An 11,208-nucleotide genomic window follows, 5' to 3' on the forward strand; every position below is an offset into this window, starting at 1 on the left:
CTCAGTTCAGCCGCGGGTTCAGTGCGTCGCGCAGCCAGTCACCCAGCAGGTTGACCGACAGCACAAGCAGCACCAGCGCCGCGCCCGGGAAAATGGTGATCCACCACTCTCCGGAAAACAGGAAATCGTTGCCGATCCGGATCAGCGTGCCCAGCGACGGCGCGGTCGGCGGCACCCCCACCCCCAGGAACGACAGCGTCGCCTCGGTGATGATGGCGGTGGCCAGATGAACCGTGGCCAGCACCAGCACCGGACCCAGCACGTTGGGCAACACGTGGCGGAACATGATGACGGGCGAGGCCACGCCGATCACGCGGGCGGCCTGCACGTATTCACGGTTCTTTTCCACCAGCGTCGAGCCGCGCACCGTGCGCGCGTACTGCGGCCAGCCGGCCAGCGCGATGGCGCCGATCAGCACCGGAAAGGCGATGATCTCGTGCAGCTCGCGCGGCACTGCCGCCCGCGCCACGCCGTCGATCAGGAGCGCGATCAGGATGGCGGGGAACGAGAGCTGCACGTCGGCGACGCGCATGATGAACGCGTCGATGCGGCCGCCGGCATAACCGGAGATCAAGCCCAGCACGATGCCGATCACCATCGACAGCAGCACCGAGGCCAGGCCGATCAGCAGCGACACGCGCGTGCCGTACAGGATGGCCGAATACAGATCGCGGCCCTGACTGTCGGTGCCCAGCAGGTACGTGGCCTGCCCGTTGGGTTCCCAGGCCGGCGGCAGCAGCGCGTCCAGCAGTTCGACCTTGGTCAGGTCGAACGGGTTGTGCGGCGCGACCCAGCCGGCTCCGAAGGAACCGATCAACAGGGCTGCAAGCAGCAGCGTGGCGACGATGGCCACGGGCGCCCGGCGCCAGGCCCAGGCAATGTCGCTGTCCCACCAGCGTTTAAGTACGGCGCGCATCAGTGAGCCCCCCCGCGAGTCAGCCCGGAACGCAGCCGCGGGTCCACGACGAAATACAGAAGATCGACGATCAGGTTGATGACCACGAACACCAGCGCGATCAGGCACAGGTACGCGGCCATCACCGGCACGTCGGCGAATTGGACCGCCTGGATGAAGAGCAGGCCCATGCCCGGCCACTGGAACACGGTCTCGGTCACGATGGCAAAGGCGATGATGCCGCCCAGCTGCAGGCCGGTGATGGTGATGACGGGCACCATCGTGTTCTTGAGCGCGTGGCCAAAGTGGATGGCGCGGCGCTTCAGACCCCGGGCGCGCGCGAACTTGATGTAGTCCGAGCGCAGGACCTCCAGCATTTCGGAGCGCACCAGCCGAAGCACCAGCGTCATCTGGAAGAGCGACAGCGTGATGGACGGCAGGATGAGGTGCTTCCAGCCCGTGGCGGTGAACAGGCCCGACGTCCACCAGCCCAGGCTGACGGTATCGCCGCGCCCGTAGCTGGGCAGCCAGCCCAGTTGCACCGAGAACACCAGGATCAGCAGGATGCCGATCAGGAAGGTTGGCAGGGACACGCCCAGCAGCGAGCCGGCCAGCAGCATCTGGGAAACCAGGCTGTTGCGCTTGAGCGCCGTGTACACGCCCAGCGGCACGCCCACGACGAGCGCCAGCAACGCGGCCACCATGGACAGCTCGAGGGTGGCGGGCAAACGGGACTTCAGCAGGGTGGAAACGGGTTCGCTCTGGCGCAGGGAGATGCCGAAATTGCCCTGCACGGCGTTGGCCACGAAATGGCCGAATTGAACGATGGCGGGCTCGTTCAGGCCGAGGCGTTCACGCAGCTCGATGCGCTCGGCATCGGTGGCGTCCTGCCCCAGCATGATGGTGACGGGGTCGCCGACGTATTGGAAAAGCACAAAGGCCAGTAGCGCGACGGTGAGCATCACCGCTACGGCCTGCAACAGGCGACGCAGTATGAAAGCGAACATAGGCGGAAAAAAGCAAGACGGCGGAACCGGGTAGGTCCCGCCGTCTGGTTAGCCTGGATCAGTCAACCTTGACCCAATCGGCAACGAGGCGGTTGTCGGCACGGTGGATGACCGTGACGTTCTTCCGCATGGCCCAGGGGATGACCTGGTCGTGCAGCGGGATATGCCCGAAGTCCTTGGCGTGCCCTTCCAGCACGGTGATGATGTCGGCGTCGCGCTTCTTCTCATCGGTCTCGGTCTTGATCCGATCGATGATGACGTCGAGTTCCTTGTTGCTGTAGTTGCCCAGGTTGTACATGCCGTCGGCGCCCTCACCCTTGGTGCGGATCAGGTTCTGCAGCGTGTACATGGCGTCGAACGTGGGCACGCCCCAGCCGAACAGATAGGCGCTGGTGTCGAACGACTGCACCTTCGGGAAGTAGGTGGAGCGCGGCATGGCGTTCATGGTGGCCTTGACGCCGACCTTGGCCCACATGCCCACGACGGCCTGACAGATGGCTTCGTCGTTGATGTAGCGGTTGTTCGGGCAGTCCAGCGTGAAGTTCAGCGTGCCGTCGTAGCCGGCTTCCTTGAGCAGGGCGCGGGCTTTTTCGGGGTCGTAGGGCACGCGCTTGTGCACGGACTCGGCCCAGCCATGCACCTGCGGCGCGATCATCGTGCCGGTGGGCGCCGACAGGCCGCGCATCACGGCGCGCTTGATGGCGTCCACGTCGATGGCGCGGTACAGCGCTTCGCGCACGCGCACGTCCTGGAACGGGTTCTTGCCCTTGATGTTGGAGTACTGCAGCTCCGGACGCTTCTGGTCAAGGCCCAGGTAGATGGTGCGGTATTCGTTGCCCTCGACGACCTTCTGCGACTGGCGCAGGCGGTCCAGGTCTTGCGCGGCCGGATCCAGCACGAAGTCGATCTCGCCGGACAACAGCGCGGCGGTGCGCGTGGCGTTCTGCTTGATCGGCGTGAAGACGACTTCGGTCACGTTGCCGACCTTGCCGGCCTTGTTCCACCAGTCCTTGTTTTCCTCGAAGACCGTGCGCACGTCGACTTCGCGGCTCTTGAGCTTGTAGGGACCGGTGCCGTTGGTGTTGCGCGCGCCGTAGGTTTCTTCCTTGTTGACGAAGTCCTGCGGCTTGGCGATGTTGTTCTTTTCGGACCAGGCCTTGTTCATGATGAACACGTTGGTCAGCTGGCGCAGCAGCACGGGGTTGGGCGCCGAAGTTTCGATCTCGACGGTCAGGTCGTCGATCTTGCGCGCTTCCTTGATGCCGGTGGTGTAGGCCTTGTAGTTCGACGTGGGCGCCATGGCGCGGTGGATCGAGAACACCACGTCGTCCGCCGTGAACGCGGCGCCGTCATGGAACTTGACGTTGGGGCGCAGCTTGAAGCGATACAGCGTGGGCGACACCTGCTCCCATTCGGTGGCCAGGCGCGGCGACACCTTGAAGGACTTGTCGTAGTCGACCAGCGGCTCGTAGATGTAGCTGTTGGCGGCGATCGTCATGCCTTCGTTCTGCGAGTGCGGATCGAACGTGAGGATGTCGCCCTGGGCGGCCCAGCGGAAGGTCTTGGCTTGCCCGATCGAGGGCACTGCCACGGCGGCGGCGATCGCGATAGCAATCAAAGTGCGGCGCATAAGTGTCAACTCCTGACAGTAGTCTGAATACCGGCGCGAGTGTGCCTACCCACGAGACCCGCGTCAATTCAGGGTTTGCGCGTACCGGCGGTCGTTTTCACTGGGGAACGACAACCGGGGACGCATAAGCATGTAACAAAAAAATCGGACCGAACGATGTTCAAGTGCGCGCGTGCAACGGACGGACCTATTCGTCCGGGTCGATGGGCAGTTCCAGGGGCACGTGTTCGGTCATCAGCACGTCCAGCATGTCGATCAGCAACGCGGCCTTTTCTTCGCCGAAGGGCGCCAGCACCGCCTTCTGGTGCTGCAAAGCCTGATCGCACAGGCCGCCGATGAGGTTGGAGCCCTTAGCCGTAATGCAGACCCGCGTCTGGCGGCGGTCGGCTCGCACGCCCGTGCGAGCCACCAGACCGTCGGCCTCCATGCGCTGCACGACCTTGCTGAGCGTGGGCTGCTTGGTGATGGCCAGCACGGCCAGGCTGCCGATGGTTTCGCCGGCGCTGCCTTGCAAGCTGGCGAGCACGCGCCATTCGGTTACGGACAGGCCGGCGGCTTTGACCTGTTGATGGAATTCCGCCGAGATGCGCTGACTGGCCTGCGCAAGCAGATAGGCCAGGTAGCCGTCGACGAACCGCGGGCCCGTTGCGGCGGCGCGCGTGCCGCGTGGCTTATCTGCCTGCATGTTGGTTTGCTCCCACGCACCCATTTCGAAGGCCTGCCCCGTTGCCGAAAAGCGCATTGCACCACGACGGCGCAGCCGTGCGCCATGATGTACCGCAATGCTGTTGCGCAGCACAGGGTATACCCCAAATCGCAACCCGTTTTTGCACCATTGCAGCGCCCTCAATCCGTCAAAAACCTAGAGAACAACCAGTATATACACCCTTGTTTTTGCGTGATATTTTTTAATTTCCATGAAATTTCATCTTTTTTATTGACAGCTAAAACGTTGACTCCTAAAGTATTTTTCAGGCGGTGTTTTCGTGGCAAGACGATGCTGCACGGCAGCACGGATTAAGGATCCCGACGGGGTCCGCGAAAGGGATCCAAGATGGCGGAAAGGTCTTTCAAGAAAGAAGTCCAGCAACTGCGCATCGGCGCGGGCGAGGAATTTCGCGGCGAAGGGATTCTTGCCGTCACGAAGGCGCTGCTGCAATCCGGCGTGGGTTACGTGGCCGGCTATCAGGGCTCGCCGATCTCGCATCTGATGGACGTGCTGGCCGACGCCAACGACATCCTGCAGGAACTGGGCGTGCACTTCGAGGCGAGCGCCTCGGAAGCCACCGCCGCAGCCACGCTGGCCGCCTCCGTCATGTACCCCATCCGTGGCGCCGTGACGTGGAAATCCACGGTGGGCACCAACGTCGCCTCCGACGCGCTGGCCAACCTGGCCTCGGGCGGCGTCACCGGCGGTGCGCTCGTCATCGTGGGCGAAGACTACGGCGAAGGCTCGTCGATCATGCAGGAACGCTCGCACGCGTTCGCCATGAAGTCGCAGATCTGGCTGCTGGACCCGCGCCCTAACCTGGAAAGCATGGTCAAGGCGGTGGAAGACGGCTTTGCGCTGTCGGAAGCCAGCAAGACGCCCGTGATGCTGCAATTGCGCATCCGCGGCTGTCATGTGCATGGCCGCTTCATCGCCAAGGAAAACAAGCGCCCGGCGTTCAGTCTGGCCGAGGCGCTGGAAAGCCCGGCGCGCGACACCAGCCGCATCGTGCTGCCGCCGGCCTCGTTCCTGCACGAGCAGGAAAAGATCAAGGAGCGCTGGCCGGCCGCCATCCGCTACATCAAGGAAAACCAGCTCAACGAGCACTTTGACGGCGACCAGGACGACATCGGCCTGATCCTGCAGGGCGGTCTCTACAACGGCGTCATCCGCGCGCTGCAGCTCTTGGGCCTGGCCGACAACTTCGGCAACAGCCGCATCCCGCTGTACGTGATGAACGTGACCTACCCCGTCATCGAGGACGAGGTCATCGACTTCTGCCGCGGCAAGCGCGCCGTGCTGCTGCTGGAAGAAGGCCAGCCGGACTACATCGAGCAGAACCTGCACGCGGTGCTGCGCCGGGCCGGTGTGAGCACGCAGTTGTCCGGCAAGGACGTCCTGCCGATGGCAGGCGAATACACGACCCAGGTCATGCGCGATGGCCTGCGCGAATTCCTCAGGCGCAACCGGCCGGAATCGCTGCAGACGCATCCGGCGGTAGCGGTGGATGCGCAGGCAGAAGTGCAGCCCGAGCCCCAGCTCACCATCACCGAGGTCTCGCGGCCCAAGCCCGCCCGTCCCGCCGAGCAGCCCATCACCTTCCACAAGCACGTCGAAGGCCTGGCGGCCGTTGTGCCGCCGCGGCCCGCGGGCTTCTGTACGGGCTGTCCGGAGCGGCCCATCTTTTCCGCGCTGACGCTGGCGCAGGAAACGCTGGGCCAGCACCACATTTCGTGCGACATCGGCTGCCATCTCTTTTCCATCCTGCCACCCTTCAACCTGGGCGCCACGACGATGGGCTACGGCCTGGGCGCTTCCAGCGCGGCCGCCTTCAACGTGCCGGCCGCCAAGCGGCCCATCTCGATCATGGGCGACGGCGGCTTCTGGCATAACGGGCTGGCGTCGGGCATTGGCAACGCGGTGTTCAACAAGTACGACGGCGTCATCGTCATCGTGGACAACTTCTACGCGTCGGCCACCGGCGGACAGGACATCCTGTCCTCGCGCGCCGACAACCCCGATCGCTCGACCAACAACCCGATCGACCAGGCCGTGCGCGGCGTGGGCGTGAAGTGGGTCCGCACGCTGGACCGCACTTACGACGTGGCCAAGGTGCGCGCCACCATCGAAGAAGCGCTGACCACCGACATCAAGGGCCCGAAGGTCATCATCGCGCAGTCCGAATGCATGCTGAACAAGCAGCGGCGCGTCAAACCCCTGTTCAACAAGGCGGTCAAGGAAGGCAAGCGGGTCGTGAAGGAACGCTTTGGCGTGGATCCCGACGTCTGTACCGGCGATCACGCCTGTATCCGGCTGTCCGGGTGTCCGTCATTGACGGTCAAGGACAGCGGCGATCCGCTCAAGGAAGACCCGGTCGCGCACGTGGAAAGCAGCTGCGTGGGCTGCGGCAACTGCGGCGAGGTCGCGCACGCGGCCGTGCTGTGTCCGTCGTTCTACCGTGCCGACATCATCCACAACCCGACCGGCGCCGACCGCTTCCTGGCGCGCATGCGCGGCGCGGTGATCGGCTTCCTGCAACGGCGCCGCGCGGCGCGTCTGGCGCAAAGCGCGCTTTGAGGAACCCAGCAACATGAACGCGGCGGTGATGCAGCAAGGCAACCCCATCAAGATCGCGATCCTGGCCATGGGCGGCCAGGGCGGCGGCGTGCTGGCCGACTGGATCGTCGACATGGCCGAGCACGCCGGCTGGTGGGCGCAGACCACCTCGGTGCCCGGCGTGGCGCAGCGCACCGGCGCCACGATCTACTACCTGGAACTGCTGCCCGAGGCCGATGTGCAGCGCGCCGGCCGCCAACCCGCGCTGGCGCTGATGCCCACGCCGGGCGACGTGGACCTGGTGGTGGCGGCCGAACTGATGGAAGGCGGCCGGGCCATCCAGCGCGGCCTCGTGACGCCCGACCGCACGGTGTTGATCGCGTCGTCGCACCGCAGTTTTGCGGTCAGCGAAAAGTCCGCGCCGGGCAACGGCATCGCCGATCCCAACAAGGTGCTGGAAGCGGGCCGCGCGGCGGCGCGGCGCTTCCTGTGCTTTGATCTGCAGGACCTGGCCGACCGCGCCGGCAGCGTCATCAGCGCCAGCCTGTTTGGCGCGGTGGCCGGCAGCGGCGCCCTGCCCTTCACCCGTGACGACTTCGAGGCCACCGTGCGCCGCGCGGGCCTGGGCGTGGACGCCAGCCTGCGCGCCTTTGCGCTGGGTTTCGAGTCGGCCAACTCGGCGCCCGGGCAGCCTGCCGCCATCGACCTGACGCGCCCCGTTCCGGACGTACCCGAGCGCGCCGCCAGCCCGCGCGCGCAGGCCTTGCTGGACGCCATCCGGCGCGATTTCCCCGCCTGTGCCCAGCCCATGCTGACCGCCGGCGTGCGCCGCCAGATCGAATTCCAGGATCTGCCCTACGCCGAAGACTACCTGCGCCGCCTGAAGGCCATCTGCGACCTGGATGCGCAGCACGGCGGCGACGCGCACCAATGGGCGCTGACCTGCGCCGCGGCGCGCTACGTGGCCACCGCCATGGCCTACGACGACGTGATCCGCGTGGCGGACCTCAAGACCCGCGGCACGCGCTTTGACCGCGTGCGCACGGAAGTCGGCGCGCGCGCCGGCCAGCTCGTCGACACGACCGAATTCATGCATCCCCGGCTGGAAGAAATCTGCGGCACGTTGCCGGTGCGGTTGGGCCGCTGGCTGGAAAACTCCAAGGCCTTCGGCGGCTTCGTCGAACGCCGGCTCGGCAAGGGCCGCCGCCTGCGCAGCGGCACGCTGGGCGGATTCCTGATGCTGTACACGCTGGCCGGCATGCGGCGCTTCCGCCGCAGCACGCTGCGCCATCAGATCGAAACCGAATCGCTGGAATCGTGGCTGGCGCTGGTGGCGCGGCTGGCCCCGCGCGACTACGCATTGGCCGTCGAAACCGTCAACTGCCGCCGCCTGGTCAAGGGCTACAGCGACACCCATGTGCGCGGCGGCGGCAAATACCGGCAGCTCATCGCGGCCGCCGACCAGCTGGTTGGCCGCCCCGATGCCGCCGACGCGCTGCGCGCGCTGCGCGACACGGCGCTCGCCAACGTGAAGTGCGAGCCCATGGAACGCCAGATCGCGGAAAAACTGGCCGCCTGAGGCCGACACCAGAAAGAGACAGACATCGTGCAGACACTCAAACTGATCGTCCGGGAAGTCCGGCAGGAATCACCGCTGATCCGCTCGTTCCGGCTGGCGCGCGAAGACGGCGGCACGTTGCCCGCGTTTGGCCCCGGCGCGCACCTGAAGGTGACGGTGCCGGGCCTGCGCGATCCGCGCTGCTATTCGCTGGTGCAGTTGGCGCCCGAAGCCGGCCGCTTTGCCGAGCCGGCGGAATATCGCCTGGGCGTGCGGCTGGAAGACCCCAGTCAGGGCGGATCGCGCCACATGCACGCGCTGGCCGAGGGCGACGTCCTGACCGTGGAAGGCCCCAAGAACGACTTTCCGCTGCATGAATCCCCCGTGGGCGATGAGCCGGTCGTGCTGATCGCAGGCGGCATCGGCATCACGCCCATCGCGTCCATGGCCGCCGCGCTCAAGTCCGCCGGCCGCGCCTTCCATCTGCACTACTGCGGCCGCAGCAAGGACCAGCTTGCCTTCCTGCCTGAACTGCAGGCGCTGGCGGGCGGCGACCTGACGCTGCACGCCGACGACGATCCGTCCTGCCGGTTCGATCTGCAGGCGCTGCTTGCCGCGTCCAACCCGCGCCAGCACCTGTATGTCTGTGGCCCGAAGGGCCTGATCGACGCCGTCATCCAGGGCGCGCACGCGCGCCACTGGCCCGACGCCCACATCCATTTCGAACTCTTCACCACGGCCGCCGCGCAGGCCGGCGACCAGGCCTTCGAGGTCGAACTGCGCCAGTCCGGCCGCGTGCTGACGATACCCGCCGACAAGACCATCGTCGAGGTCATGGAAGACGAAGGCTGCGACCCGATGTACGACTGCAAGCGCGGCGAATGCGGCGTCTGCCAGGCCACCGTGCTGGAAGGCGAGCCCGATCACCGCGACTACTACCTGTCCGATACCGAGAAGGCCAGCGGCAAGATCATCCAGATCTGCATCTCGCGCGCCAAGTCCGCGCGTCTGGTGCTGGACCTGTAAGCCCGACGAGGAAGCCATCATGGCCAAATACCGCGACAATCCCGACGCCATCCGCGCGCTGCTCCGCGACACCGAGGTGCACAAGGACCTCTTCATCGACCAGGAACTCTTCGACCTGGAAATGGAGCGCCTGTACGCCAACACCTGGGTCTTCGTCGGCCACGACAGCCAGGTGCCTAACCCCGGCGACTACATCACCACCACCGTCGGCAACCAGCCCGTGGTGATGGTGCGCCACAGCGACAAGACGGTGCGCGTGCTGCACAACCGCTGCCCGCACAAAGGCACCATGGTGGCGGGCGAGGCGTGCGGCAACACGGGCAAGTTCTTTCGCTGCCCGTATCACGCCTGGACCTTCAAGACCGACGGCAGCCTGCTGTCGATCCCGCTGAAAAAAGGCTACGAGAACACCGGCCTGGAAAACTGTGAAGCCAGCCAGGGCATGGCCGCCGTCAAGGACGTGCGCAACCATCGCGGCTTCGTGTTCTGCCGCTTGAATCCCGAAGGCCAGTCGTTCGAGGAATTCTTCGGCGACTCGCTTTCCACGCTGGACAACATGGTGGATCGGTCGCCCGAAGGCCGCCTGGAAGTCGCGGGCGGCGTGCTGCGCTACATGCACCGCTGCAATTGGAAGATGCTGGTCGACAACCAGACCGACACCTGCCATCCGATGGTCGCGCACGAATCGTCGGCGGGCACGGCCGTCAAGGTCTGGGAACAGGCGCCCGAAGGCACGCCCAAGCCGATGGCGGTGGAGCTGTTCGCGCCGTTCATTTCGCCGTACGAATTCTTCGAGAACATGGGCATCCGCGTCTGGGAAAACGGCCACGGACATACGGGCGTGTCGGACTCGATCCACGCGTCGTACTCCGGCATTCCCGGCTACTGGGAGTCGATGGTCGAGGCTTACGGCGAGGATCGCGCCAAGCAGATCCTGGGCGACGTGCGCCACAACACCGTCTACTTCCCCAACATCATGGTCAAGGGCCCGATCCAGACGCTGCGGATCTTCAAGCCGATTGCCGCGGACCGCACGCTGGTGGAGTCCTGGACCTTCCGCCTGGTGGGCGCGCCGGACCTGCTGCTGGAACGCACCCTCATGTACAACCGGCTCATCAACGCGCCGACCTCGGTGGTGGGCCACGACGACCTCGAAATGTACGAACGCGCGCAAGACGGCCTGCATTCGCGTGCGCGGGACTGGGTGAACGTGGGACGGCTCTACGCGCCGGGCGAAGCGGACCAGAAGAACGTCGTCACCAATGGCACCAACGAATGGCAGATGCGCAACCAATACCGCGCATGGGGCCGCTACATGACCGGACCGGAGTCGGTATGAGCGCAAGCGACCGCGAGTTGATCGATTTTGTCTACGCCGAGGCGCGCCTGCTGGATGAGCTGCGCTTCGAAGACTGGCTGGACCTGTACACCGAGGACGGCTACTACTGGATGCCGCTGGCGCACGGCCAGACCGATGCGAAGCTGCATGCGTCGCTGATGTATGAGGACAAGCTGCTGCTGCGCGTGCGTGTGGAGCGGCTGGCGGGCCAGCGCACGTTTTCGCAGCAGCCCAAGAGCCGCTGCCATCATCTGCTGCAGGCGCCTACCGTCGAACACGGCCATCCCGAGGCCGCGCCCGCCGAGGGACGCCACGTGGTGCGCACCGCCTTCCATTACGTCGAGACGCGGCAGGACGCGCAGACGCTGTATGCGGGCTGGGCGACGCATCACCTGGTGGAGCAGGACGGCGCGCTGCGCATCCGGCTCAAGCGCGTGGACCTCGTCAACTGCGACGCTGCGTTCGGCAACATCCAACTGTTCATGTAG

At 65.6% G+C, this 11,208-nt stretch carries 9 protein-coding genes; 5 read left to right on the forward strand and 4 right to left on the reverse strand.

The window, feature by feature from the left end; translation table 11 throughout:
* Position 1 precedes the first annotated feature (1 nt).
* The 4 genes from KW836_RS23610 to KW836_RS23625 all read right to left on the reverse strand — a co-directional run bounded on the left by KW836_RS23610 (position 2) and on the right by KW836_RS23625 (position 4,217).
* Positions 2 to 916, reverse strand: coding sequence for an ABC transporter permease (locus KW836_RS23610; protein ID WP_175123213.1), 915 nt, complete (start codon positions 914 to 916; stop codon positions 2 to 4).
* A complete protein-coding gene (locus tag KW836_RS23615) occupies positions 916 to 1,902 on the reverse strand; it encodes an ABC transporter permease (protein WP_105237526.1) in 987 nt (328 codons plus the stop codon). Before KW836_RS23615 ends, KW836_RS23610 begins: the two co-directional genes overlap by 1 nt.
* Before the next feature lie 58 nt (positions 1,903 to 1,960).
* On the reverse strand, positions 1,961 to 3,532 hold the full coding sequence (locus tag KW836_RS23620) for an ABC transporter substrate-binding protein (protein WP_175138817.1): 1,572 nt from the start codon (positions 3,530 to 3,532) through the stop codon (positions 1,961 to 1,963).
* A 187-nt stretch (positions 3,533 to 3,719) separates the two neighbouring features.
* The gene (locus KW836_RS23625) at positions 3,720 to 4,217 is read right to left on the reverse strand and encodes a MarR family winged helix-turn-helix transcriptional regulator (RefSeq protein ID WP_056569521.1); all 498 of its coding nucleotides are present in this window, start codon (positions 4,215 to 4,217) and stop codon (positions 3,720 to 3,722) included.
* Between the two features lie 369 nt (positions 4,218 to 4,586).
* On the opposite strand from KW836_RS23625, the gene KW836_RS23630 reads away from it, so the two are divergent.
* From KW836_RS23630 to KW836_RS23650, 5 genes are read left to right on the forward strand one after another with little or no spacing between them, the layout of a single operon-like run.
* The gene (locus KW836_RS23630) at positions 4,587 to 6,818 is read left to right on the forward strand and encodes an indolepyruvate ferredoxin oxidoreductase subunit alpha (protein ID WP_175123215.1); all 2,232 of its coding nucleotides are present in this window, start codon (positions 4,587 to 4,589) and stop codon (positions 6,816 to 6,818) included.
* 13 nt (positions 6,819 to 6,831) lie between these two features.
* A complete protein-coding gene (locus KW836_RS23635; protein WP_218344923.1) occupies positions 6,832 to 8,376 on the forward strand; it encodes an indolepyruvate oxidoreductase subunit beta family protein in 1,545 nt (514 codons plus the stop codon).
* 27 nt (positions 8,377 to 8,403) lie between these two features.
* Entirely contained in the window at positions 8,404 to 9,381 is a 978-nt protein-coding gene (locus tag KW836_RS23640) for a PDR/VanB family oxidoreductase (protein WP_218344924.1), read from the forward strand.
* Between the two features lie 19 nt (positions 9,382 to 9,400).
* A complete protein-coding gene (locus tag KW836_RS23645) occupies positions 9,401 to 10,720 on the forward strand; it encodes an aromatic ring-hydroxylating dioxygenase subunit alpha (RefSeq protein ID WP_218344925.1) in 1,320 nt (439 codons plus the stop codon).
* Complete coding sequence (locus KW836_RS23650) at positions 10,717 to 11,208, forward strand: aromatic-ring-hydroxylating dioxygenase subunit beta (RefSeq protein ID WP_218344926.1); 492 nt, start codon at positions 10,717 to 10,719, stop codon at positions 11,206 to 11,208. The genes KW836_RS23645 and KW836_RS23650 overlap by 4 nt, the downstream gene beginning before the upstream one ends.

Source organism: Achromobacter sp. ACM05 (assembly GCF_019218915.1).
Lineage (GTDB): Bacteria > Pseudomonadota > Gammaproteobacteria > Burkholderiales > Burkholderiaceae_B > Achromobacter > Achromobacter animicus.